At 56.9% G+C, this 23,642-nt stretch carries 26 protein-coding genes and 1 tRNA gene; 13 read left to right on the forward strand and 14 right to left on the reverse strand.

The features are described 5' to 3' along the window. Positions 1–110: 110 nt before the first annotated feature. Genes EXR70_12165 through EXR70_12185 form a run of 5 tightly spaced genes read left to right on the forward strand, consistent with a single transcriptional unit; the run spans position 111 to position 4,672 of the window. A complete protein-coding gene (locus tag EXR70_12165; GenBank protein ID MSP39237.1) occupies positions 111–1,091 on the forward strand; it encodes a hypothetical protein in 981 nt (326 codons plus the stop codon). Positions 1,092–1,101: 10 nt separating this feature from the next. Continuing rightward, positions 1,102–2,070 (forward strand): extracellular solute-binding protein, encoded by a 969-nt coding sequence (locus tag EXR70_12170; protein ID MSP39238.1) that lies wholly within the window; start codon positions 1,102–1,104, stop codon positions 2,068–2,070. Positions 2,071–2,079: 9 nt separating this feature from the next. After that, positions 2,080–3,975, forward strand: coding sequence for a hypothetical protein (locus EXR70_12175; protein MSP39239.1), 1,896 nt, complete (start codon positions 2,080–2,082; stop codon positions 3,973–3,975). Next, positions 3,884–4,321: a DUF433 domain-containing protein gene (locus EXR70_12180; GenBank protein ID MSP39240.1), complete on the forward strand. Its 438-nt coding sequence runs from the start codon at positions 3,884–3,886 to the stop codon at positions 4,319–4,321. The genes EXR70_12175 and EXR70_12180 overlap by 92 nt, the downstream gene beginning before the upstream one ends. Before the next feature lie 3 nt (positions 4,322–4,324). After that, entirely contained in the window at positions 4,325–4,672 is a 348-nt protein-coding gene (locus EXR70_12185; GenBank protein MSP39241.1) for a hypothetical protein, read from the forward strand. Between the two features lie 32 nt (positions 4,673–4,704). Here EXR70_12185 and EXR70_12190 read toward each other — a convergent pair whose 3' ends face one another. Then, on the reverse strand, positions 4,705–5,433 hold the full coding sequence (locus tag EXR70_12190) for a hypothetical protein (GenBank protein MSP39242.1): 729 nt from the start codon (positions 5,431–5,433) through the stop codon (positions 4,705–4,707). Positions 5,434–5,590: 157 nt separating this feature from the next. Between EXR70_12190 and EXR70_12195 the strand changes: the two genes are divergently transcribed. The 6 genes from EXR70_12195 to EXR70_12220 all read left to right on the forward strand — a co-directional run bounded on the left by EXR70_12195 (position 5,591) and on the right by EXR70_12220 (position 12,697). Further along, a complete protein-coding gene (locus EXR70_12195; GenBank protein MSP39243.1) occupies positions 5,591–6,397 on the forward strand; it encodes a 4Fe-4S dicluster domain-containing protein in 807 nt (268 codons plus the stop codon). A 175-nt stretch (positions 6,398–6,572) separates the two neighbouring features. After that, positions 6,573–7,565 (forward strand): ABC transporter substrate-binding protein, encoded by a 993-nt coding sequence (locus EXR70_12200; protein ID MSP39244.1) that lies wholly within the window; start codon positions 6,573–6,575, stop codon positions 7,563–7,565. Then, positions 7,562–8,290, forward strand: coding sequence for a class II aldolase/adducin family protein (locus EXR70_12205; GenBank protein ID MSP39245.1), 729 nt, complete (start codon positions 7,562–7,564; stop codon positions 8,288–8,290). The genes EXR70_12200 and EXR70_12205 overlap by 4 nt, the downstream gene beginning before the upstream one ends. Before the next feature lie 178 nt (positions 8,291–8,468). Continuing rightward, positions 8,469–9,524, forward strand: a complete 1,056-nt coding sequence (locus EXR70_12210; GenBank protein ID MSP39246.1) for a hypothetical protein — start codon at positions 8,469–8,471, stop codon at positions 9,522–9,524. 145 nt (positions 9,525–9,669) lie between these two features. Then, the gene (locus EXR70_12215) at positions 9,670–11,577 is read left to right on the forward strand and encodes a hypothetical protein (GenBank protein ID MSP39247.1); all 1,908 of its coding nucleotides are present in this window, start codon (positions 9,670–9,672) and stop codon (positions 11,575–11,577) included. 121 nt (positions 11,578–11,698) lie between these two features. Beyond that, a complete protein-coding gene (locus tag EXR70_12220; protein MSP39248.1) occupies positions 11,699–12,697 on the forward strand; it encodes an ABC transporter substrate-binding protein in 999 nt (332 codons plus the stop codon). Between the two features lie 229 nt (positions 12,698–12,926). Here EXR70_12220 and EXR70_12225 read toward each other — a convergent pair whose 3' ends face one another. Next, positions 12,927–13,952 carry an alcohol dehydrogenase gene (locus EXR70_12225; GenBank protein MSP39249.1) on the reverse strand — a complete coding sequence of 342 codons (1,026 nt, stop codon included), beginning with the start codon at positions 13,950–13,952 and terminating at the stop codon, positions 12,927–12,929. Positions 13,953–13,992: 40 nt separating this feature from the next. Then, positions 13,993–14,790: a 3-hydroxy-5-phosphonooxypentane-2,4-dione thiolase gene (locus tag EXR70_12230; protein MSP39250.1), complete on the reverse strand. Its 798-nt coding sequence runs from the start codon at positions 14,788–14,790 to the stop codon at positions 13,993–13,995. A gap of 129 nt (positions 14,791–14,919) precedes the next feature. On the opposite strand from EXR70_12230, the gene EXR70_12235 reads away from it, so the two are divergent. Continuing rightward, positions 14,920–15,333 (forward strand): cupin domain-containing protein, encoded by a 414-nt coding sequence (locus EXR70_12235; protein MSP39251.1) that lies wholly within the window; start codon positions 14,920–14,922, stop codon positions 15,331–15,333. Between the two features lie 15 nt (positions 15,334–15,348). On the opposite strand, the gene EXR70_12240 is transcribed toward EXR70_12235, so the two are convergent. The 11 genes from EXR70_12240 to ispE all read right to left on the reverse strand — a co-directional run bounded on the left by EXR70_12240 (position 15,349) and on the right by ispE (position 22,471). Then, on the reverse strand, positions 15,349–16,296 hold the full coding sequence (locus EXR70_12240; protein ID MSP39252.1) for an EamA/RhaT family transporter: 948 nt from the start codon (positions 16,294–16,296) through the stop codon (positions 15,349–15,351). A 192-nt stretch (positions 16,297–16,488) separates the two neighbouring features. After that, entirely contained in the window at positions 16,489–16,938 is a 450-nt protein-coding gene (locus tag EXR70_12245; protein MSP39253.1) for a 50S ribosomal protein L9, read from the reverse strand. A 10-nt stretch (positions 16,939–16,948) separates the two neighbouring features. Continuing rightward, on the reverse strand, positions 16,949–17,902 hold the full coding sequence (locus EXR70_12250) for a DUF2232 domain-containing protein (protein ID MSP39254.1): 954 nt from the start codon (positions 17,900–17,902) through the stop codon (positions 16,949–16,951). A gap of 21 nt (positions 17,903–17,923) precedes the next feature. Beyond that, positions 17,924–18,217 (reverse strand): 30S ribosomal protein S18, encoded by a 294-nt coding sequence (gene rpsR / locus EXR70_12255; protein ID MSP39255.1) that lies wholly within the window; start codon positions 18,215–18,217, stop codon positions 17,924–17,926. A 96-nt stretch (positions 18,218–18,313) separates the two neighbouring features. Next, positions 18,314–18,718: a 30S ribosomal protein S6 gene (gene rpsF, locus EXR70_12260; GenBank protein ID MSP39256.1), complete on the reverse strand. Its 405-nt coding sequence runs from the start codon at positions 18,716–18,718 to the stop codon at positions 18,314–18,316. A gap of 69 nt (positions 18,719–18,787) precedes the next feature. Next, positions 18,788–19,357, reverse strand: a complete 570-nt coding sequence (locus EXR70_12265) for an aminoacyl-tRNA hydrolase (GenBank protein MSP39257.1) — start codon at positions 19,355–19,357, stop codon at positions 18,788–18,790. Between the two features lie 35 nt (positions 19,358–19,392). Beyond that, complete coding sequence (locus EXR70_12270) at positions 19,393–20,037, reverse strand: 50S ribosomal protein L25 (GenBank protein ID MSP39258.1); 645 nt, start codon at positions 20,035–20,037, stop codon at positions 19,393–19,395. A gap of 15 nt (positions 20,038–20,052) precedes the next feature. After that, positions 20,053–21,006 carry a ribose-phosphate pyrophosphokinase gene (locus EXR70_12275; protein MSP39259.1) on the reverse strand — a complete coding sequence of 318 codons (954 nt, stop codon included), beginning with the start codon at positions 21,004–21,006 and terminating at the stop codon, positions 20,053–20,055. A gap of 121 nt (positions 21,007–21,127) precedes the next feature. After that, positions 21,128–21,202: transfer RNA gene (locus EXR70_12280), tRNA-Gln, on the reverse strand. Between the two features lie 48 nt (positions 21,203–21,250). Then, on the reverse strand, positions 21,251–21,538 hold the full coding sequence (gene spoVG / locus EXR70_12285; GenBank protein MSP39260.1) for a septation regulator SpoVG: 288 nt from the start codon (positions 21,536–21,538) through the stop codon (positions 21,251–21,253). A gap of 63 nt (positions 21,539–21,601) precedes the next feature. Next, entirely contained in the window at positions 21,602–22,471 is an 870-nt protein-coding gene (ispE, locus tag EXR70_12290) for a 4-(cytidine 5'-diphospho)-2-C-methyl-D-erythritol kinase (GenBank protein MSP39261.1), read from the reverse strand. A 239-nt stretch (positions 22,472–22,710) separates the two neighbouring features. Between ispE and EXR70_12295 the strand changes: the two genes are divergently transcribed. Continuing rightward, entirely contained in the window at positions 22,711–23,565 is an 855-nt protein-coding gene (locus tag EXR70_12295) for an inositol monophosphatase (GenBank protein ID MSP39262.1), read from the forward strand. Positions 23,566–23,642 lie beyond the last annotated feature (77 nt).

Consider the following 23,642-nt stretch of genomic DNA (forward strand, 5'->3'; position numbering starts at 1 on the left):
TAATTCCAAATTTCAAATTACAGATTCCAAATTGCCGGAATCGGACTTCAATCTGGAATTTGGAATCTGTAATCTGGAATTCGCAAATTAGAATTAAGAAAGGAACAAGCATGGCAAACAAGACCCGCATCACCCTCGGCCTCCCCGACCACCCCCGCTGCCAAGCGATCATCGACGGCAAAGTCGGCATCGAAGGCTATGATCTCGACGTCGACCCCAACTTCGTTTCTTCCGGCGAGCGCCATTACAAATATCTCCATGATCAATGGGATATCGGCGAAGTCTCGGCGGCGAGCTTGATGCGCGCCATTGAGAACGGCCAAGAGCTGCTGGCAATTCCGGTTTTCTTCGAGCGCGGCCCGCGCCAGCGCAATATTTATCACTGCGACAAACATCTGAAATATCCATCGGATCTCAAGGGCAAAAAGTTTGGCTGCTTTCGCTACGGCGCCACCGCCGTAGTTTGGGCGCGCGGCTATTTGCTCGATGCCCACGGCATCAAGACCACCGACATGCAGTGGTTCGTCTCCGGCAGAGAGGTTTTCATCGGCCATGAGTTGCAGGTTAAAGTGCAGCGCATCGATCCGCCGCCGCCCTTCGGCGGCGAAAAGCTCGTGCTGTCCAAAATGCTCAGCGAAGGCGAACTGCACGGCGCGGTGGTTCCCGGCGACAACGGCTATGCCGGCTTTTTCGGCGGCGGCGAGACCCCGCCAATGATGGCCGCCTACGCGGGAGTCAAACCGCTCTTCGATAACAACCAAGAGATTCTCGATTACGTGAAAAAAACCGGCATCAACCCGATCATGCATGTGCTGTCGATCCGCAAGAAAGTCGTCGAACAGCATCCCGACCTGCCGGCAAAGCTAACGCGTGCCTTCATGGAAGCGCGCGATGTCGCGTCGCAGTACATGCCGGCGGCAGAAATCGCCGGTTACCAGAAAGAACGCGATGCGCTGGGCGAAGATCCCTATGACTACGTGATGCACGATAACGAAAAACGCACCCTGGCGGCGATGAACCGCTACCAGATCGAGCAGGGCTTGATGAAAACCACGCTGCCCATGGACGAGATCTTTATCGGACACGTCTGAGACGCCAAGAGTGATGATGCTGCGATCGACCTTGGTCCTATTCGTCCTATCTGTCCTATTCTCCTTAGCCCGCGCCGAGGACGAGGTCGTTCTCTACAGCTCACTCAACAACGAGCAGATCGTCACGCTGGTCGACGCCTTCAAGAAAAAATATCCGGCGATCAAGCCGTCCTTCTACCGCGGCACCAGCGAACGCGTCTTACAGCGCGCCAGCACCGAAGCGAAAGCCGGCCGCTTCGCCGTCGATGTCCTCACCTCCGCGGGATTTCAGGTGCAGTTAATGAAAGAGACCGGTCTCACCCAGCGTTTCGTGCCGCTGGAAGCCGCGGCCTATGACGAAGGCTTTAAAGATCCCGATGGCCATTGGGTCAACGTTCACTCGCTGCTCAACTCCATGGCGTATAACACCCAGCATGTGAAATCGAATGAAGCGCCGAAGAAATACGAAGATCTTTTGGCGCCGCGCTGGAAAGGCCGCATCGGCGTCAATCTTTTAGACCCCGAGTGGTACGTCAGCCTGCAGCGGCGCTGGGGCAAGGACAAAGCGCGAAATTATTTGAAAGCGCTCGCCGCTCAACAACCGGCATTGCGCGACGGTCACAACATCACGGCGCAACTTCTAGCCGCCGGCGAATTTCACGTCGTCAGCAACACCTACGCTCACATTGCCGCGCGCATCAAGGGCCAAGGCGGCCCGGTGCAATATGTTTTCGACGAGCCGGTGATTACCTACGTCCATCCCATCGCGTTGGCCAAAGGCGCGCCCCATCCGGGCGCTGGCAAACTGCTGATCGGCTTCATTCTATCCGTAGAAGGACAACGCATGTTGCGCAAGCAGGGACGAATCCCCAGTCATCGCGACATCGACCCGCAAATTTTCTCCCTGCGCAACGTGAAACTACAAGCAAGCGATCCGCGCCAAGCGAAAGAATATGGTCCAGCGGGCGAAGAGTTCCGCGCAATCTTCGGCGCGCGATAAGGAAACACGATGAACCTATTCCCTGCCCTGCGAACCACTCCCCTCCCCGGCGGCTACATGGGAAAAATTCTCCGCGTCAATTTAACCGACGGCAAGCTCACCGACGAGAATCTGCCCGAAGAACCGATCTTAAAAAAGTTCATCGGCGGCCAGGCGCTGGCTTTATACATTTTAATGAATGAGTTGCCGCTCAACGCGACGCCCTTCGGCCCGGAAAATAAAGTTGTCATGATGACCGGCCCGCTCACCGGCAACGGATTTACGCCCGGCGGCACGAAGATGACCGCGGTCTACTTGAGCCCGCTCACCAACACCACACTCGGCCGCGGCGCCACCAGCGGCTACTGGGCGACTTATCTCAAAGCCGCCGGCTACGACGGCGTCATTGTCGAGGGCGTTTCGCCGAAGCCGGTCTATCTCTACATCAAAGATGGCCATGCCGAATTGTGCGACGGCGCCAAAGTCTGGGGCCTCGGCACCCGCGACACCGAAGATCGCCTGCGCGAGATCGTCGGCAACCGCGACGCTAGAGTTCTGTGCATCGGCCCAGCGGGAGAAAACCTGAACCGTGGCGCGATGCTCGCCAACGACTACAACCATTTCGCCGCCCATAGCGGCGGCGCCGTGCTCGGTTCGAAAAAATTGAAAGCCATCGTCGTCAGCGGCACGTTGCGGCCGGGCCATCGTGATAAAGCCAAACTCGCCGACGCCGGTTTGCGTTGGCGCAACGTCTTGCAGCAACACGATGTCAAGAAAAAGAAAACCAAATACGGCCACGGCGACGCCTGGGGCGCGCTGAATAATTTAAATTGGCGCAGCACCGACATCCAGCCGGCGCACATCGCCGGCTTCGCCGACAACGACGTCGTGCTCCGTCCCTGCTTCCAATGCGCGCGCATGTGTCCCTGGGACGCCAAGTTGGGCGCCGGCGAATTCAAAGGCACCGTCGTTCACTTCAACGCCGGCGGCGAATGGCTCGACAGCTTTTTTAATCTCGGCATCAAAGGCAACGCCGTGCTCTACTTAGCCGAGAAGATCAACAATCTCGGCATCGAGTGCAGTCACTTCTCCTGCGGCGCCGGCGTCGCGTTTGAAGCATGGGAGAAGGGCTTACTCGGTCCGGATCGAACCAACGGCTTGAAACTCGAATGGGGCAACGTCGAAGCTGTAGACAAATTGCTCGACATGGCGGCGCGGCGCGAAGGCTGGCTCGGTAATCTGCTCGCCGAAGGTCCCAAGCAACTCGCCGAGGCGCTCGGCGGCGACGCGCCCAATTGGGCGGTGCACACCAAAGGCGGCACGCCGGCAATGCACGAATGGCGCCCATTGCTCGGCCAAATGTTGAGAGAACTAGTCGCCAGCGGCGGCATGAAACCGCAGGGCGGCGGCTCGAAAAATCCCCCACCCGATCTGCGCGACAACGAAAATTGGGGCCCGTTGGAAATGGACAACCCAGAAGGTTGGGTCTGGTCCCATGTGCTTTCAGAACAGTACCGCCAGTTCACCGGCATCTTCGGTGGCTGCTGGTTCGCCCAGGAGGTGCACAAGAAAGATGGATTGAATTCCATCGTCGATGCTTTCAATGCCATCACCGGCTGGAATTTTTCCATGGAAGAAGCATTGCAAGCCGGCCACCGCAGCATGATCTTGCAAAGCCTCTTCGGTACTCAACGCGGCTGGATCGCCGACTTCGACTGGCAAGACGTCGGCCCAAGATTCTTAGAACCGATCCCCGACGGCAAGTACAAAGGCTTCACCATCGCCAAATGGCTGCCGGACATGATCTGGGACTACTACAAAAAATCCGGCCGCCATGAGCGCACCGGCCGGCCGTTCAAAGACACCTTGGAGAAACTTGGGTTGGAAGAATTCGCAGTGTGGAGTCAGGAGGCCGGACAGCTTTAGTCAGTTAACGGCTTGCAATCACCGGCAAGCCCTTTTACCATTAAAGCCGTCTTTGCAGGAGAGTAAAATGAGCATACCAGAGGTAAAGGTCAACCACCCTTACATCATGTCACACAAGGACTACTGCGGCGGCAGCCCGGTCATTCGCGGTACACGCTTCCCCGTACGATCGGTGGTCAACTATGTTCTCTATCAAGGACTATCGCCCGAAGAACTGGTCAAAGAGTTTTCTCATCTGAATCTCGCCCAAGTTTACGATGCGCTGTCTTATTACTACGATCACAGAGAAGCCATCGACCACGATATTCTCGAAAGCTCCGAAGCACCGAACGATTCTGCCGGGTGAAACGTGGCTGCCATCTCACTCCTTTTGGATGAGGATGTGCGGCCGTTGCTTGGCGAAATTCTTCGCGACCGGGGCTACGATGTTGTCCATGTCGCAGACAGGAGTCGTGCCGGCCTGATTGACGTCGAGCAACTCGCGTTTGCGGTGATCGAGCGGCGTGCGATCTTGACCTACAACGTCAAAGATTTTGTCCTCCTGGACAAAACCTATCGCGGAACGGGCAAAGAACACTGCGGCATCATCCTATCTAAGCAAATTCCTTTTAGAGATTTGCTGCAACGCACCCTGCGATTTCTAAACCGACATACCCGTGAATCGCTGCACAACAATCTCTTCTGGCTCACGGATTAACGTCTGCGAGCCAAAGCGCGTGAACAACCAGCCTACGGCAACGCCTCCAAAAGACGGCTCGCCCCCGTCAACGGATTTTTAATTTTCAACAGCTTCTGCACATACCAAACTCGCGCGGCGACGGGATGGACGACCGGCACGCCGAGATCGTTTTCCGCCGTGACGATGTCTTTGATTCCCCAAGCACCGGAACCCAGTAAGTAAATTCCCTGCGCCGTCGGATGTTTGTTGAATGACGCTTTCAAATGCCGATAGATCGTTTCGCTAGAAATCCCGTCCGCTTCGCTGGGCGAAGTATCCATGCCTTCCATGCCCAGCACTTCAAATCCGCAATCGCTAAAATAGCGCGTGAAGACATCGTTCATCTTCTGATCGCGGAAGTAAGTGCAACCGACGAATTTTTTGATTCCGAGCGCGCGCAATGCTTGCGCTTGTGACATGCCGGAAGTGAAGATTGGAATTTTATATTTCGCTTCCCAGCCGCTGACGATCTCCTGTTCCGCCTTGTGGCCGCGCACCATGAACGGCGGGCCGCCCTCGGGATGCATCAGATCGACGCCGATCTCCGCCAGCTCCGCGACCTTGGCGTGATAAGTTTCCATCGCGCCGAGATAGCCGCGCTCCGAATGTTCCTTGATGCCGGCGTACATAGGAATGCAGCCGACGCCTTCGGGCAACAGTCGAATAAACTCCACTAGCGATCCCGAACCGTACGTCGGTTTAATCACGCCGACAATGCCGCGCCATGTTCCTGAAGCCATGAGAGGTCTCCTTATTTATTCGAATTCAAAGTCGAAGCCACGCTAGTCGCTACCGACGATAAAAAACAAGAGCCTTTTACCGCCATTCAGTTGACGGCGGCAAAAGGTAAGTGGTACATCCACGCTGTTAGCGCACAAGTAAGCCGAAAGGACCCGCATGGCCAACAAACCGACCGACACTCTCATTCAAGAATACGGCAACCTGGTGCCCACAGGCCGGCTGCTCGACGGCAAGCCGCGCAGCATTTTATTCGACGCGACCAAGTGCATCGGCTGCCGCCACTGCGTGCAGGCGTGCAAAGACTGGAACGATCACGACCGCACTAGCTTGTATGAATTGTCCAGCACCAATTGGATCACCATGGAGCCGCCGGTGCTCGAAGGGTTGTCGCCGCTGTGGGCGAGAAACAGTTGCATGCACTGCGACTTCGCCGCCTGCGCCGCCGTGTGTCCGGTGGAAGCGATCACCAAATATGAAGAAGGTCCGGTGGTCATCAACAAAGATGTCTGCATCGGCTGCGAGTACTGCATTCACGCCTGCCCCTGGGAAGTCATCACCAAGAATGAAATCACCGGCAAAGCGAGCAAATGCACCATGTGCAGCGACCGCATCAGCGAAGACAAGCAGCCCTTCTGCGTCCAGGCCTGTCCGGTCGATGCTCTCGACTTTGGCCTGACCGAAGAGATATCGGCAAAAGCGAAGCAGCAAGCCGAAACGGTGGGCGGCTACACCTACGGCGAAAAAGAAGCCGGCGGCGGCAGCGTCGTCTATGTCTTGAAAGAAGGCAAAGAAAACTATGGCCTGCGCGACATCGCCGCGGGCAGATTTCCCAAGCACAAGATCCCGCTCGGCCTGATGTTGAAAGATCTATTCACGCCGCGCTGCGGCATCGCCGGCAAGATGCGCGCGCTCTGGCTCGCGGTCACGCATCCAAAGCGGCTTATCTACCGGTATTTCTCGTGACCCGAAAATTGCGGAGCAATCGTCAGTGAGCTGCTCTTTCTTAGTTCCTTCTCCCCTTGCGGGAGAAGGTTAGGATGAGGGGTATTTTGTAGGGGCGTATTGCATACGCCCTCCGGCACCCTCACCTCAATCCTCTCCCATCAAGGGAGAGGAGGTCGGAATTAATGCGCTGCGAATGAAAATATTCCATACCACGATTGCAGTTTTCATGCTCTTCGCGCTCGCGACAAGCGTCGCCCACGCCGAAAAAATCCGCACGGCGATCCCGCAGGCTAACTTAAACTATCTCTCGATCTACGTCGCCGACGCGCGCGGCTTCTTCAAAGACGAAGGGCTCGATAATGAAACCGTGGTCATCTCCGGCCCGCTGTCCATCGCCGCGTTGCTCAGCGGCGACGTTGACTACAGCGGCGCCGGCGGCAGCGGCATGCGCGCCGCGCTCAAAGGCGCACCGCTCAAGGGTTTCTATTTTCAATCGGAGAAGGTTACTTTTTACTTGGTCGCCGATCCGAGCATAAAATCCACCGCCGACTTGAAAAGCAAAAGAGTCGCCATCGGCAGCGCCGGCGATACGCAGGACCGGATGATCACCATGTTCGCCGAACGCGGCGGAGTGAGCAGCCGCGACATCGTCCGCATCGCCGTCGGCGCCGATACCGCGACGAGAATTCTCACGATCAAAAGCGGCAATGCCCATGCCACCACTGTCGATCCCGGTGGGTTGGTTTTCGCGCAGAAAGAAGGTCTCGTTTCGCTCGGCTTTCTCGGTGATCTATTTCCTATGCCGTTTCAAGGTTTTGTCACCGCGGAAAAAAAGCTGCGTGACAATCCGGCGCAGGTCAAACGCTGGCTCAAGGGCGCGATCCGCGGCTTGATGTTCGTCCGCGATCGACCTGAAGAAGCTGTCGACCTCGGCATCAAAAAACTTCAGTTGGGCAAAGCCACCCGCGCCATGGTCGTCGAAGGTGTGAAGAACTACGTCCGCGCCCTACCCCAAGGCGTGCCCGGACTACCGAGCGCCGAAGGGGTGAAAAATTTCCTCGAATACGACATCAAGATTCCCCTCGGCATCAAAGAGGATATTCCCGCCGAGCGTTTGTTGAACTTGCAACTCGTCGAAGAAGTCAAAAAAGAACTGGAAGCCGCGCAAAGGAGAATTAGCAAATGACCTCGGAACAAGATCTACGCGAACAGTTGGCGCTGTGCACGCGCATTTTTGCCATGCAAAGCATGATCGGCCTGTTCGGCCACGTGAGCGTGTACCAGCCGGAGACCAAGACGGTTTTCATCACGCCGGGCATGGGCTCGGACAAGGGCAGCCTCACGCCGGAAGAGATAGTGCCCTGCGACTTGAGCGGCAAACCGCTCGCCGGCAAAGAAGGGCCGCCGGTGGAATGGCCGATTCACACCGCGCTGCACGGCGCCCGCGCCGATGCTCTGGCGGTGGCGCACTTGCATACACCCCACGCGACGCTGTTCGCCATCGCTAAAAGAAAATTTCAACCCGTCACGCTGCAAGGAGCGATCTTCGCCGACGGCGTGCCGCTCTATCCCGAAGCGCAGTTGATCACCAATCCGCAACGCGGCGACGCATTAATGAAGGTCATCGGCGACAAACGCGCCGCGCTCTTGCGCGGCCACGGCATCGTCGTCGTCGGGCAAAATCTCCAAGAAGTGCTTTACAGCGCGCTAGTCTTGGAAGACGACACGAAAAAAACTTTGCAAGCCGCCACCCTCGGCGAAGTCGGCACCATCAGCGCTGAAGAGTGCAAAGAGTTCGCTGCCGAGATCGCCTTGGAGCGACGCGCCGGCCGAGCCTGGAATTATTTTCGCAGTTTGGAAGCGCGCTGGGATCGTCAACCGTCGACGGGGCGGAGCGAGTTGTTTCCGTAGGCGTTTGAGCATGGCGTTAGCAGAATCCCTCGATACGACCCTACGGGTCTACTCGGGAAATCGGAATGCCAATCCGTTTCCCCGAGTAAGCCCGAAGGGCTGTATCGAGGGGTTCCGATCGGCCTGTTGAACACCAAGCGCATGTCGAAGGATCAATCAGATTCTCATCGGAGGTTGTATGAGCGAAGGCGTTAGACTCTACGCCGGCACCCAACATGGGTTGATCACTTGGAAGTCGACGAGTTCCGGATGGCAAGAAGTCTCGCGCCACTTCGAAAACGGCATCATCGACTCGATCCACGGCTGCAGGCGGTCGCCGGAAATAGTTTTCGTCGGCGTCACCCATGACGGACTTTATCGAACCATCGACGGCGGCAAGAGCTGGGCGAAAGTCTTCGATGGCGATATCCGCTCGGTCACCGTCGATTCCACCGATGACAAAATTGTCTACACCGGCATCGAACCGGTCGGGCTATTTCGCAGCGAGGATGGCGGCGACAGCTGGCAGGAAGTCGCCGCGTTGAAAAAGTTGCCGCAGTCGGTGCGCAAAAACTGGTGGTACCCGCAAGCGCCGCACCATGGCCATGTGCGCAATATTCATATTCATCCCGACGACTCGAACATCATCTATCTCTGCCTCGAACACGGCGGCATCGTGCGCAGCTTCGACCGCGGCGCCACCTGGGAGGATGTCAGCAAAGGCATCGACTATCTCGACATCCATGTCATCGCCAACTTTCCTAAACGCAACGACCTTTACTACGTGGCGAGCGCGCGCGGCTTCTTCACCAGCGAAAAACCGGAAGACGGCTGGACTCGCGCCGAAGACGGTATGACGCGCGACTACTTTCACGATTTTCTTTTTTTGAATCCGCAGCGCGAAGGCGAGAAGGCGACCATGCTGATCGCCACCGCCGACGCTTCGCCAGATTTTTGGCGCAGAGAAAACCGCGGCGCACGCGCGGCGATCTTCAATAGCACCGATGGCGCAAAATCTTGGTCGCGCATCGCCAATGGCCTCGCCGAAGAACTCGACTCGATGGTTTGGGCGCTGGTGCATCACCCGACCGATCATAATTCAGTCTTAGCCGGCTTCGGCAACGTCGCCCGCGGCCACGCGTCGGGCGCCGGTGGCGCCGGCGATCTAATGATCAGCCGCGACCGCGGTGATAGTTGGGAGAGATTGGATATCGATCTGCCCGCCGATCGAGTTCTCTGGGCGGCGGCTGATTAATCAAGAATCCCTCGCTACGCGCTGCGCGCTACTCGGGAAATCGGTCTTTGAATCAGACCGGACTGCAATCCGATTCCCCGAGTAGACCCGCAGGATCGTAGCGAGGGGCTCCGACATCCGAGCAACCATTTATCAAGGAACCGTAATGGCCAACTCCGACTACACAAACTTCTTCCCAACCACACGCACAACCCGCCTCCCCGGCGGCTACATGGGAAAAATCCTGCGCGTCGACATGACGACGGGAAAACTCACCGACATAAATCTTCCCGAAGAACCGCAGCTGCGCAAGTATTGGGGCGGGCAACTTTTCGCCGAGTATGTCTTACTCAACGAACTGCCGCTCGACATCGATCCCTACGATGCGAAAAATATTATCGTCGGCATGACCGGCCCGATCACCGGCACTGGTTTCACACCTGGCGGCACCAAGATGTGCTTCGTCTATTTAAGCCCGGCGACGAAATATACTCTCGGCCGCGGCGCCACCAGCGGCTACTTCGGCACTTCGCTAAAAAACGCCGGCTACGACGGCATCATCGTCACCGGCGCGGCGCGAACGCCAAAATATCTTTACATCGGCGAAGACAAAGTCGAACTGCGCGACGCGAGCCATGTCTGGGGCAAAGGTATTCGCGAGACCGAAGACACGCTGCGCAAAGAGTCCGGCCATCAAGATGCGCGTGTCGGCTGCATCGGTCCCGCCGGGGAAAATCTTGTCCGAGCCGCCATGTTGGTCAACGATTACAATCACACCGCGGCCCATGGCTTGGGTGCGGTGATGGGCTCGAAAAAACTCAAAGCCTTGGTCGCCTGGGGCACCAAGCGGCCGCGCTTGCACGACAAAAATAAACTGATCGACGCCGGCGCGCGCTGGGCCAAAGCGATCGCCTCGCGCAAAACGACGGTGAAAAAACGTTTGACCAGCGTCGGCCACGGCGAAGATTGGGGCGCGATCACGAAATTGAATTGGCGCAGCACGATCATCACCGACGAAGCCAAAGGGCTCGATCAGAACCGCGTCACTCTTCGTCCCTGCTTCCAATGTCCCCGCATGTGCCCGTGGGACGTTGAAATCGGCGAGGGCCGCTTCAAAGGCAAGATCGGCCACTTCAACGCCGGCAGCGAATGGATGGACACTTTTTATAATCTCGGCTTCAAGGGCAACGATGTGCTTTACCTCTCCGAGCGCATCAACGACCTTGGCATCGAGTGCAGCCACTTCGCCTGCGGCGCTGGCCTCGCCTTCGAAGCCTGGGAGAAAGGCGTGCTCGGCCCCGACAAAACCGACGGCTTGAAGTTGGAATGGGGCAACATGGAAGCGGTCGAGACGTTGCTCGAACGCTGCGCCCGGCGCGAGACGTGGCTCGGCAACATTCTCGCCGACGGGCCGAAAGAATTGGCCGAAGAGTTAGGCGGCGAAGCGAAGAATTGGGTAGTGCACACCAAAGGTGGCACGCCGGCGCAACATGAGTGGCGTCCGATGCTGAGCCAAATGCTGCGCGAGCTGGTCGCCAGCGGCGGCATGAAGCCGCAAGGCGCCGGTGGCAAGGAACCTCCCGACGATTTGAAGTATCGTGAAAAGTGGGGACCGCTCGATCCTAATCAGCCCGACGGCTGGACGAGTTCGCATCTGATCACCGAAAAAGTCCGCCAAGCCTGCGGCATCATGGGCGGCTGCTGGTTCGCCTTGAACGACAAGCCGCGTGACGGCGTGCAGAGCATGCTCGACGCGCTGAACGCCACCACAGGATGGGATGTAAGCCTGGATGAACTCATCGACGCCGGCCACCGCGCGATTATTTTACAAAGCGTCTTCGGCACTCAGCGCGGCTGGATCGCCGAACATGACTGGCAAGATGTCGGCCCGCGCTTTTTGGAACCGATCCCCGACGGCAAATACCAAGGCTTCACAATTGCGAAATGGTTGCCCGGCTTGGTTTATGAATATTACAAAATCTCCGGCCGCCACGAACACACCGGCCGGCCGTTCATGGACACGCTGGAAAAATTGGGGATCGAGGAATTCAAAGAGTGGAGCCAGTTAGATTGAGCTGAAACTTATCGACGCATTACCTTTTTCTTATTCCGTCATTCCCGCGTACGCGGGAATCCAGGTTTATTCCTTACCTGGGCTCCCGCTTTCGCGGGAGCGACGACTGACGGAGACCTGAATGAAAAACAGACCAAAGTCCCGATTGAGAATGTTCATCGTAATTCTGCTCGTGGCACAATTTCTACTCGCAGCCGCCGCGCACGCCCAAGCGTTAAAAAAAATCCGCCTGGCCAGCTCGTCGACCAACGTCTCGTTCCTCGCTCTCTACACCGCGCTCCATCGCGGCTTCTTCAAAGACGAAGGCATCGATCTGGAAATCATTTTTATGCCGGCCAATCTCGCCAGCACGGCGGTACTGAACGGCGACGTCGATTTCAACGGCGCTGTCACCGGCACCATCGGCGCCGCGGTGCAAGGCCGGCCGATGAAGGTCCTGCTCTTCACCGTGTCCAAGCCGTTGCTGTTCTTGGTAAGCCAGAAAAACATCAAAGACGTAAAACAACTCAAAGGCAAAAAAATCGCCGGCAGCTCGCCTGGCGGCTCGGCGACGCTGCTGGCGAACCAAGCGCTCAAACAAATCGGTTTGGAACCTGGCAAAGACGTCTCGGTTTTGCAAATGTCCGGCAGCGCCGCCAGCCGCTACGCAGTTTTAGAATCCGGCGTGGTCGAAGCGTCGTTGTTGTCCGTACCGGAAAATATCATCGCTGTCGAAAAAGGTTACAACGAGTTGCTGTTTCTCGGCGATGTCGTCGAGTTTCCCCAAAACGGCTTCGGCACTTCGGATAAACGCATTCGTGAAAACCCGGACGAAGTCTACCGCATGGTGCGTGCCACGCTGCGCGGCCTGCAATTCATCTGGGATAAAAACAACAGCGAAGCAGTGACCAATGTCCTGATGAAGCAATGGAAAGTCAGCGACCGCAAGATGGCCGCCGAGATGTCGCGCCAAGTTGGCCGAGTGCTGACCAAAGACGCCTACGTCAAACCGGAATCCGTGCAAGTATTGATCGACCTCGCCCGCGAGAGCGCCAAAGTCAGCAAACCGGTTTCAGTCTCAGATGTCGTCGATTACAGTTTCTTGGATCGAGCAAGGAAAGAGTTGGGGATCGGGAAATAGATTTTTGGGGTTCGAGTGTTGGGTTTCGGGTGGATGACCGAACGGAGCTATGTAGGGGCGCGATTCATCGCGCCCTCTTGGCGGTGCGGTAGGACGGGGGGACCCCTCGATGCGCGGCCGATGACGGCCGCTACTCGGGGAATCGGATTGGATTTTCCGATTCCCCGAGTAGCCCGTAAGGGCGTAGCGCGGGGCGTCCGATAATTCCAGACGCTAGACTCAATACGCGCTAAAGCAACGGATCGATAATCACCTTGATCGAATCCAGCCCACTCGCCGTCAGCTGAAAACCGACGCCGGTTTCCGCCAACGGCAAGCGATGCGTCACCATGTCGGCAACGCGCACCTTGCGTCCGCGAATCAACTCCAGCGCTTCTTTCAAATCGTCGCCGCTGCCGGCGTAGGAAGTGACCACGTTAATCTCGTCGCGCCAGAAATCGAACAGCGGGATCGGCACATCGACGCCGGCCGTCGTCGGCGCGAAAAACAATAGCGTACCGCCGCGGTCGACCGACTTAACCGCCTGCTGAATCGCCGCCATGGCGCCCGTGCAAACGATCACCAGATCCGCCAAGCGGCCGTCGTTCAACTCTTTGAGCCGCGCTGGCACGTCTTCAGCGCCGTGAATAGCGGCATCGGCGCCGAACCGTTTCGCCGCGTTCAAACGATACTCACTGATATCGGTGGCGATGACGCGCGCCGCGCCGCGCGAGCGAGCGAGTTGAATGTGTAGCAAACCGGAAATCCCGCTACCGATGACCAAAACCGTCTGCCCCGCAGCAAGCTTGGCAAAACGCTGCGCCCGCACGACGCAAGCCAGCGGCTCGATGAACGAACCCTCGTCAAACGTCATCGAATCGGGAATGGGCAGCGTGCCGAGTTCGACGTTGATCTTCGGCACGCGAATATATTCGGCGAAGCCACCAGGCTCGAAGTGAGTCGCGCGCAGTAAATCACAGACGGATTGATGCCCTGCTGTACAGTAGCGGCAGGTGCCGCAAGACACATGATGCGTCGAAAAGATCCGATCGCCGACTTTGAATCCTTCAACACCCGCGCCAACTTCGACGACTTCCGCGGTGATCTCATGGCCGAGGACAAGAGGTGCTTTCCTGACTCGGTACCACTCCATGAGATCGCTGCCGCAGATTCCGCTCGCACGAGTTCGAATTAAGATCTCACCAGCGCCGATTTTCGGCACTGGCAATTCTTCCAACCGCACATCACGGTTGTTGTAGTACATAGCGACGCGCATGCTCATTGTCCGCGGAATAAGTTGCAGTAGCCTTATTTTTTCAGCTCGCTTTACGTGCCTTGGAGCTTTTCTCACTCCCGTAAATCTTGAATGCTTCTTTAACCGATACATTGTCATGCACGATCGCGCGCACCGCTTTGATCATCCCTACAGGAGAATCGGACTGAAAAATATTCCGGCCCATGTCGACGCCGACGGCGCCGTAGGTAACCGCATTATGCGCCAATTCGAGCGCTTCCAACTCCGGCGTCTTCTTGCCGCCGGCGACGATGACGGGGATCGGACAGCTGCCGATCAACTCTTCGAAGTTGTCGCAATAATAAGTCTTGACGATATGCGCGCCCATTTCCGCGGCGATGCGGCAGGACAATCCTAAATAGCGCACGTCACGCGCCATGTCTTTGCCGACGGCAGTGACGGCGAGCACCGGGATGCCGTATTTCTCGCCTTCGTCGACCAGCTTGGCGAGACTGACCAAAGTCTCTTTCTCGAACTCCGAGCCGACGAAGATCGACAGCGCGATCGCTGAGACGTTCAAGCGAATGCACTCTTCCATCGAAACAGTAATCTCTTCGTTGGACAATTCTTTGAGAATGCTCGTGCCGCCGGAGACCCGCAGGACAATCGGCTTGTCCGCCTTGGCGTCCACCGAAGTTCTGAGTACGCCGCGCGTCAGCATGATCGAGTCGGCGTGGGGCATCAGTGGTTCGATGGTTTTGCGCGGCTCTTCCAAACCGCTGGTCGGTCCGAGAAAGTAGCCGTGGTCGACGGCGAGCATCACGGCCCGTCCATCCGCTTTTATAATTCGCGCCAAACGATTGGCCATTCCCCAGTTCATCGACATAAGCCCTCCCGAGAGTAGGAATGATTTCGCCGAAAACTATCACAAAAAGGATTTGAATGTGAACCGGCAATTTGACAGCACGGCGCTGGAATTGTAGGTTCAACGGCAAAGCCAGGAGGAACTATGCCAATTGAAATCATCGATATGGTCAAGAAGGCGGGCGAAGGCAAACGCCAAGTGATCTTCAACACCAACCGTTTTCACGCTTGGGTCCATGTCTATCCAAAAACCGGCGATGCCGACGACATGCACTGTCACAACGCCGATCAAACTTTCTACGTCATCGACGGCGAGTGCACCATGCATTTCCCCGACGGCGGCAAGGCGCTCATGACGCCGGGCATGGCGGCGACCATCACCGGAGGTTCGTTCTATCAGCTGGAAAATAGCGGCAGCGGACCGATGGTCTTGATGGGCAACCGCTCCGGACCGTCGGAAGCGATCCAGCACATCAACTATGAGCTGCGCACAGACATTAAGAAACTGTCCAAAGAAGAGGCGGAAAAAATTCGCCATCCCAGTAACACGGGGGTTTAGGGCGGAGTTGGTAGGTCAATTTACCGCATCTTCTCGCCGATGCATGATCGGCCAAAGATAGCGCCCACCCAAGCCGAGCAGAATCAGCGCGCCGCCGGTTAAAGTCGCGCGGGACGGAATTTCACCGACGGTCAACGCCACCCACAGCGGATTGAGCACCGGCTCGATCAGCGCGATCAGCGACGCCTCCTGCAACGAAACCGTTTGCAGCCCCTTGGAAAAAAGAAAATAGGGCATGCCGAGCTGCACGGCGCCCATGATCGCGAGTATCGCCGCTTGCTGCCAAGTCAACGCGAGCCGCGAGCGAACCACCAACAGCAGCAACAGCGCGCAAACCATATTGTTGATCCAAGTTAAATAAATCGGGCTGACATTTTTCGTGCGGCCGAGATTGATCATGTAAGCGGCGAACAACACGCCGCTCAAGAGCGCGAGCAAGACGCCCCTCATCTCCGGCGCGCCGGCGCTGTCGAATGAAATAATCGCCACACCGACCATCGCGACGCCGAGAGCCAGGCCGTTTAAGCGAGAAATTTTCTCGCCCAACACCAGCCGAGAAAAAAGAAAGACGAACACCGGCGCCGTGTACTGCAAGACTATCGCATTGGCCGCCGTGGTGAGCTTGTTGGCCGCGACAAACGCGCTGATCGCCGCCGTGTAGGTCACGACTGAAACGAATATCGCCGGCGAAAGGCGCAGCTGACTCGGCCGCACAAAGGGCAAAAAGACCAACGACGCGAACAGGCTACGATAAAAGACGATGGTCAACGGATGGAGATCGAGAAATTTTATGAAGACACCGGCAAGGCTCCAAAGAAACGCCGCGGCAAGAATGAGCCAGCGGCCGCGCTCAACATCGCGCCGGCTCGGCAGATAGAAATTCGAATCAGTCATCGCGAGAGCCAGACCGTAGCAGCACCACCACCGCGCCGCAATGCAGCAAGCGCGCGCCCCCACCTTCATCCTCCCCCGCTTGCGGGGGAGGAAAGAGGAGGGGGATTTACCGCGAACTACAGAATAAATAATTTGACATTCGTTGGGGCCGGTCGCGACCGGCCCTCTGAACGCAAGCGCACGGCGGCACAAAAAAAAGGGACGAAACGCCAAGCGTCTCGTCCCTTTGAATGAAAATTTAAAAAGCCGATCGGTAAACCGCTATTGGCGGTCGGAAACCACCGAGACCTTGAGAGTCACCGTCAGGTCAGCGGACAGGCGCACCGGCACGTCGTAGTCGCCGGCGACTTTGATGGTTTCGGCGAGATGAATCTTACGCCGGTCGACGGTGAGACCCTTGGCCTTGAGCGCCTTTTCGATCTGAATGTTGGTCACCGAGCCGAACAACTTGCCTTCTTCGCCGACCTTCATCGGGATCACCAGCGCCACGCCGTTCAACTGGTCGCCCACCGCTTGGGCTTGACGCAGAACTTTCTGCTTTTGGTCGCCGACGATTTTCTTGTGGTGATCGAGGGTTTTTAAGTTCTTCTTGTTGGCTTCGAGCACCAAGCCGCGCGGCAATAAAAAGTTGCGCGCGTAGCCGTCGCGCACACGGACGATCTCGCCGATCTTGCCGAGATTGACGACGTCTTCTTTCAAAATAACTTCCATGGTTCCTCCACTAAGCTGCTTCGTTGGGCGTGAGGTTGTCTTTGCTCAAACGGCGAAAATCGCCCCACAGATCGAACAGACCCAGCCCCACCACCAGCAGCGTAAAAATTTGTTGAAACACGATCAGCACATAGGTCAAGCCGCGTAAAAAGCGCGGCACTTTGTTCTTGTGAAAAAAAAACCCGATCACCGCCAGCCCCTGGGCGAAATAGTACGCGCTAATCACCAGCAACAGATTCGCCGCCACCACTCTCGCCGCGCCCGGCGCCGGAACGAAAAGCGTGAAACCGCAAGCTATCAAACCCCACACCAGCGGCTCTGGGCCCTTCCACTCGCGCAGGTTCGTCAAGGTAAACCAGCTCGCGCGCTGTTCGGGATAGCGCCGGCCAAGATAGAGAATATTGACCAGCGCGATGAACGCGAAACTGAGCAGCAACAAAGCCGGCAGCACCTGCAAGAGCATGTCGATGATCTGCGGCGCTCTCTCTTTGAGCAGCGCAATGCCGTCCTGCGGAAAGCCCATTTTTTCCTGCATGCGCACGGCGGCTGCCATTTTCTGGGTCATGCCTTGGCGAAAGTCGTTGAACATCGCCGACCACGAACCGAAAAAAAACCATGAGATGGCTGCGGTCAACGCCAGCATCACACCCGCCACGCCGGCAACTAAATGGTCGATCACGCGCAGCCAACCCAACAAGCTCAACAGCATCGCCGCCATGACGGCAAAGATGCCATAGATCAAGGCCAGCTCCTCGCCGGCTAAAATGATCAACGCGACGATGGCGACTCCCAAGAGCGCCATGCCGCCGGCGGCGCCGAACTTGAAACCGAACATCAGCACGGGCTGGACGACAAAGGGCAGGAGAATCACGCCCAGCGGCGGCACGCCAATCGCGCTCATGAAGATGAAAACGCTGGCGGCCAAAGCCAAAAGAAACTTACTGATGACTTCGAGCCGCCCCATCACATAGATCCAAGAAAAAGCTTAGGTATTGGCGGTGGTAAACGGCAGTAACGCCACGCTACGTGCCCGCTTGATGGCGGTGGTCAGCAGACGTTGATGGCCGGTGCAATTGCCGGTGATGCGGCTCGGCGTCATCTTGCCCCGTTCGGTGACGAACTGCGTCAGCATGCGCAAATCTTTATAGTCGATCTTGAGCGTTTTATCGGCGCAAAACCGGCACACCTTACGCCGAAACATCGGCCGGCGGCGCTGTCCACCCCTGTCTTCATCCGATCGCTCGCGGCTCGGGCGCGCGCTCCGTTCGTATTGTGCCATAGATTAAACTACCTCTTTCTCCAAATTAAACCGTCACTGCCATCCACCGACGAATATGCAGCAGTCGAATCAATGACTAGCGGCATGTAAAAATTGCTATTCCGCAGGCGGTTCGGCGGGCTTCGCTACGGCCGCCTCTTCGGTGTGACGCCGCGGATCTTCATTGCGCCGTGGATCTTCGACATAACGCGGCGTCGAAGGACTCACGGTGGGCGTGGTTTCGTCGGCGCGCACGGTCAGATAGCGCAGAATCCCGTCAGTGAGCCGGATATTACGTTCTAGTTCATCCACCGCTTTGCCGGTGGCCTGGTAACGTATCAAGGTGTAGAAGCCGCGACCTTGCTTTTCGATGCGATAAGCGAGGTCGCGAGCGCCCCACTCATCGACGGCAGTCACGGTGCCTTCCTGGCCTTCGATGACCTTCTTGAAACGCTCGATGAACTCTTTGTTGCGCGGCCCTTTTTCGGGATGAACCACAAAAAGGGTTTCATATAGAATCACAGTATTCGTACCCTCCCTAGCAAGACGTTTTTTCTAACATAGCCACCCGCTGTTTACAACGTAAGCGGGCTAGCCATCGGCCCGGTTATAGTGCTCCATGGCGCGCTGCGCTCCGTCCTGCAGCAGGCAGCCAACGGCAGCTGCGGTGCGGTCGAGGATGGCGCCGAGCCGGTTTTTCTCCTCGATGCTAAACGAATCCAAAACAAAGGGCGCGGCGTCCATACCCATCGGCGGCCGGCCAATGCCGACTCGAATGCGGCCAAAGGGCGCTCCCGCCAAATTTTCTAAAATCGACGCAATGCCGCGATGACCGCCGGCGCTGCCATGGGTGCGAATCCTTATCCGGCCGAAGGGTAAATCCAAATCATCGTAGACGACCCAAAGATCTTCGCTGGTGCCGTGATATTTTTCCAACACGCCCTTCACCGCGGTGCCGCTCCGATTCATGAAGGTCTGCGGCTTGGCAAGAACCACTTGCTCGCCGTTAACGCTCCACTCGCCGATCAGGGCGTCGCAATGTTGGCGGCTGATTACGATCTGATTCTGCTGCGCCAGCCGGTCGACAACAAAGAAGCCGAGATTATGCCGCGTGTGCTGGTACTTCTCCCCCGGATTGCCGAGACCGACGATTAACTTCACCGAGCCATCCCAGCCGAACCGGAATCATGAACCGTCTACGCTGCGCCTTCCTTCTTCGCTTCCGGTGCCACTGGTGCAGCCACGGCTTCCGCCACCACGGCGGGAGTCGGCGCCTCTTCAACCGTCGGCGTCACCACCGCGACCAAAGCCAGATGCGGCTCGGCCAGCGCCGTGACGCCCGAAGGCATCGCCAACTGTTCGATGTGGATGGAATCGCCGATATCGAGCCCGCTGACATCGACGTTGAAAAATTCCGGAATATCCAAGGGCAAACATTCGACTTCGAGTTCGCGCACGATGGGCTGAAGAATACCGCCGCGGATCACGCCCACCGCTTTGCCGGTAAAATGCAAAGGCACGTGAACCTGAATCGTCGCGGTCAAGTCCACTTCATAGAGATCGGCGTGGATCACGTCGCCGCTGATCGGATGATATTGCATGCTTTTGACCAGCGCGACCTTTCCCGCCAAATTGCTGGCCGAAGATTTCAGACGGACCAGATGGGAACCTTCCAGACCGGCGACCCGGCTGGTGAATTCACGTTTGTCCAATTCTAACGAAACCGTTGCGGTCTTCGGTCCGTAAAGGATGCCGGGGATTTTGCCGCTGCGGAGTAACCGTTTGGCGTCGCGCTTGCGCTTTATGTCACGGGCATCGGCTTGTATTTCTAAAGTTTCCAAGGAATCTACCTCCTGCTATACGAAAAGCGAACTGATCGATTCTTCTTCATGAGTGCGGCGAATCGCTTCGCCGATGAGATGCGCCACCGAGAGAGTTTTAATCTTACGGCAACCTTGCGCTTGTGGGCTGAGGGGGATGGTGTTGGTCACGATCAGTTCCTCCAACGCCGAACCTTCGATGCGTTTGATCGCCGGACCGGAAAGCACCGCGTGGGTGCAACAACCGATAATTCTTTTCGCCCCTTCTTTTTTCAGCGCCGCCGCCGCCATGGTCAGCGTCCCCGCGGTATCGACCATGTCGTCGATGAGAATCGCCACCTGGTCATGAACCTCACCGATGATGTTCATCTCGGCGACCTCGTTGGGCCCCACTCGCCGCTTATCGATGATCGCCAGCGAGGCATCCAAACGTCTGGCGATGGCGCGGGCCCGCTCGACGCCGCCGGCATCGGGCGAAACGATCGTTACTTCTTTGTGGTCCAACTGCTTGCGCAAATGTTCGAGCAACACCGGCGTCGCATAAACATTATCCACCGGGATATCGAAGAAGCCCTGAATCTGCCCGGAATGCAGATCCATCGTCAGCATCCGCGACGCGCCGGCGGTGGTGATCAGATCGGCCACCAGCTTGGCGCTGATCGGCACCCGCGGCACGACTTTGCGGTCCTGGCGCGCGTAGCCGTAGTACGGCATGACCGCGGTGATGCGCATCGCCGAAGCGCGCTTGAAGGCGTCGAGCATGAGCAATAGTTCCATCAAGTTGTTGTTGCCCGGCGCCGAAGTCGACTGCAAAACGAACACGTCGGCGCCACGCACGTTCTCGTTGATCTCGACCTTGATTTCACCGTCGCTAAAAGTGTCCACGGTGGCTTTGCCCAGCGGCACTTCGAGATATTGACTAATCTCCGCGGCCAAAGGCGGATTCGAGTTGCCAGCAAAAATTTTTATTCGAGCCGTATTCTGTGCCATGTTGACCAACCGCAAACTTGAGTTAATTAAACCTCGCCGAAAACAACCAGCGCCGTTCCTCGGTGAACGGCGCCGACAAAAACCTGGAGAAAATTCAGAACCAGCTAAACCCGCGATGAATTGGCTGGGCGGGAAGGATTCGAACCTTCGAATACCGGCTCCAAAGGCCGGGGCCTTACCACTTGGCGACCGCCCATCCCCGAACTTCGTCGCGGAAGTTCACTCGGCTATGCGGAGTTCCCGCTCACTCATCGTCCACCGCGCCGGTGCTGCCGCCGTCGGCAAGAACCTTGTGATACTCAGCGATGACTTTCTCTTCGATCATGCGGCGCGTTTCATTGTTGATCGGATGAGCGATGTCCTTATACGTTCCGTCCTTGCGCTTCTTGCTCGGCATCGAGACAAAAAAGCCGGTAGCACTATGTATGATCTTCAAGTCACGGATCACGAAGCAGTGATCGATCGTGATCGTGACATAAGCCTTAAGTTTTTCTTCATCGACAGGAAAGACCCGAACCTCTGTAACCTGCATAGGGACCCCCAGTAGCAGTCAGATGTCGTTTTTCGCGGTTAGGCTAGGCTTTCTCGATTGATCCTAACTTAGCACATGCACCAGAAACGCTTGGAACTCCTCCTCTTGCCGCAACCGATGAAAAGCCTCCTCGGCCTTTCGTTTCGATTCGAATATACCGAATACTGACGAGCCGCTGCCGGACATCAAACTTCCGGCCGCCCCCGCGCGCAGCAAAGCTCGCTTCAGTGAGCCAATTTTTTTATATCTGCTGAGGCTCACCCGTTCAAGATCGTTAACGAGTAAATCCGCGAGATCGCTTACTCCCGTCAGTAAGGACGCAATGCTAGTATTTACGCTAGGTTTTGTCAACTTTGCCGGCAGTTTTCCGTACACCCAGCCGGTCGCCACGGGAAATCCTGGATAAAGGATCACCAGGCAAAACCGGCGCAGCGGGCCGAACTGCTGCAAGCGTTCGCCGATGCCGCGCGCCCGCGCCGGCCGGCCGCGAATAAAAAACGGCACATCGGCGCCGAGCTTGAGGCCGAGCCTTTCGAGTTGCGTGTCGGTGAATCCTAATTTTAACAATCGGTTCAACCCGACCAGCGTCGCCGCCGCGTCGGTACTGCCGCCGCCCAAGCCGGCGCCGACCGGAATCCGCTTGCGAATACGAATCTCTATCGGTTGCGTGCATTTGGCCTTGTCTAACAATAAACGCGCCGCGCGGTAGACGAGATTATTTTCATCGTTCGGCACCAATGGATGATTGCAAATAACTTTGATCAATGGCGGCGCGAGCTTTTTATTTTTAGCGAAAGCCCGAACTTTGCGGATGTCGATGTCGTCATAGAGCGATACCGGCAGCATAATCGTGTCGAGCAAATGATAACCATCGGCGCGCCGGCCGACGACGCGCAAGCTCAAGTTAATCTTCGCCGGTGCTCGAATCTTCACGCGCCATTAGGTAACATAGCCGTGATTTAATTTATAGGTTATTCAGAGTTTCCCGAAGAAATATTCACCACAGAGACGGAGTTCGGTAAGGGTGGACCTATGTGTCCACCCGTCCGGAGGGCCGACACGCAGGTCGGCCCCTACACTCTGAGCTCTCAGCGTCTCGGCGGTGCAATCTCCTAGCCCTGCTGTGCACAAAAGCCTGAAGAACTTTAGAGCCAACGCTGATGAAAGATGAAATGAGTGAATTGCTCGGCGTTGCGCGGGAAGCCGCTGATGCCGCCGGTGAAATTATTCGCGCCGGTTGGGATCGACCGAAAACCATCGGCTACAAAGGCGCCATCGATCTGGTTACATCAGTGGACCGCGACTGCGAACGGAAAATCGTCGAGATCATCCAGCGCAACTTTCCCAATCATTCGATCCTCGCCGAAGAAGCAACCAACTTCGCAGGCTCGCAGGATGAGTTCCGCTGGATCGTCGATCCCCTCGACGGTACCACCAACTTCGCTCACGGCTATCCGCAATTTTGCGTTTCGATTGCGTTGGAGCGCGCCGGAGAAATAATCCTCGGCGTCGTCGACGATCCGATCCGGCGCGAGCGCTTCAGCGCGGTTCGACAACAAGGCGCGACACTCAACGGCAAAGCGATTCGAGTGTCGACTGTGAATGAATTAGACAAATCCCTGCTCGCCACCGGCTTCCCCTACGATCAGCGCGAGCACGCCGATTTTTATCTGAACTATTTCAAAGCATTCATGACGCGCAGCCAAGGCATCCGCCGCGCTGGCTCCGCGGCGCTCGATCTTTGCTACGTCGCCTGTGGACGGCTCGACGGATTTTGGGAACTGAAACTCAAACCTTGGGATACCGCCGCCGGCGCATTGATCGTCGCCGAAGCCGGCGGCAGGCTCAGCGATTTTCCCGGCAGGCCATTTTCAATTTGGGGGACGGAAACGTTGGCATCGAACGGCAGCATTCACAACGAAATGGTCCAAATCGCGCGCGCTATCGCACAACCACACGTGTCGTGGCAACGTCAATATGTCATGTTAACAGCAACGCGATTATGTCAGGGTAGTGCGTTGGGTTGAGGTCGTAAGTTAGAAACCTGGCCATAGCGGAACCCCACCTTGTTGGAGTTGGTTCGATATAGGCCAAGTGTGTGCGT

This window comes from Deltaproteobacteria bacterium (assembly GCA_009692615.1).
Classification (GTDB): Bacteria; Desulfobacterota; Binatia; order UBA9968; family UBA9968; genus DP-20.

Bases quoted from the DNA above. Each gene is read 5' to 3' on its own strand.
- EXR70_12165 (MSP39237.1), top strand. From the start codon at position 111: ATGGCAAACAAGACCCGCATCACCCTCGGCCTCCCCGACCACCCCCGC.
- EXR70_12175 (MSP39239.1), top strand. From the start codon at position 2,080: ATGAACCTATTCCCTGCCCTGCGAACCACTCCCCTCCCCGGCGGCTAC.
- EXR70_12180 (MSP39240.1), top strand. From the start codon at position 3,884: ATGAGCGCACCGGCCGGCCGTTCAAAGACACCTTGGAGAAACTTGGGT.
- EXR70_12190 (MSP39242.1), bottom strand. From the start codon at position 5,433: ATGGCTTCAGGAACATGGCGCGGCATTGTCGGCGTGATTAAACCGACG.
- EXR70_12195 (MSP39243.1), top strand. From the start codon at position 5,591: ATGGCCAACAAACCGACCGACACTCTCATTCAAGAATACGGCAACCTG.
- EXR70_12200 (MSP39244.1), top strand. From the start codon at position 6,573: ATGAAAATATTCCATACCACGATTGCAGTTTTCATGCTCTTCGCGCTC.
- EXR70_12205 (MSP39245.1), top strand. From the start codon at position 7,562: ATGACCTCGGAACAAGATCTACGCGAACAGTTGGCGCTGTGCACGCGC.
- EXR70_12210 (MSP39246.1), top strand. From the start codon at position 8,469: ATGAGCGAAGGCGTTAGACTCTACGCCGGCACCCAACATGGGTTGATC.
- EXR70_12215 (MSP39247.1), top strand. From the start codon at position 9,670: ATGGCCAACTCCGACTACACAAACTTCTTCCCAACCACACGCACAACC.
- EXR70_12220 (MSP39248.1), top strand. From the start codon at position 11,699: ATGAAAAACAGACCAAAGTCCCGATTGAGAATGTTCATCGTAATTCTG.
- EXR70_12225 (MSP39249.1), bottom strand. From the start codon at position 13,952: ATGCGCGTCGCTATGTACTACAACAACCGTGATGTGCGGTTGGAAGAA.
- EXR70_12230 (MSP39250.1), bottom strand. From the start codon at position 14,790: ATGAACTGGGGAATGGCCAATCGTTTGGCGCGAATTATAAAAGCGGAT.
- EXR70_12235 (MSP39251.1), top strand. From the start codon at position 14,920: ATGCCAATTGAAATCATCGATATGGTCAAGAAGGCGGGCGAAGGCAAA.
- EXR70_12240 (MSP39252.1), bottom strand. From the start codon at position 16,296: ATGAAGGTGGGGGCGCGCGCTTGCTGCATTGCGGCGCGGTGGTGGTGC.
- EXR70_12245 (MSP39253.1), bottom strand. From the start codon at position 16,938: ATGGAAGTTATTTTGAAAGAAGACGTCGTCAATCTCGGCAAGATCGGC.
- EXR70_12250 (MSP39254.1), bottom strand. From the start codon at position 17,902: ATGGGGCGGCTCGAAGTCATCAGTAAGTTTCTTTTGGCTTTGGCCGCC.
- rpsR (MSP39255.1), bottom strand. From the start codon at position 18,217: ATGGCACAATACGAACGGAGCGCGCGCCCGAGCCGCGAGCGATCGGAT.
- EXR70_12275 (MSP39259.1), bottom strand. From the start codon at position 21,006: ATGGCACAGAATACGGCTCGAATAAAAATTTTTGCTGGCAACTCGAAT.
- spoVG (MSP39260.1), bottom strand. From the start codon at position 21,538: ATGCAGGTTACAGAGGTTCGGGTCTTTCCTGTCGATGAAGAAAAACTT.
- EXR70_12295 (MSP39262.1), top strand. From the start codon at position 22,711: ATGAGTGAATTGCTCGGCGTTGCGCGGGAAGCCGCTGATGCCGCCGGT.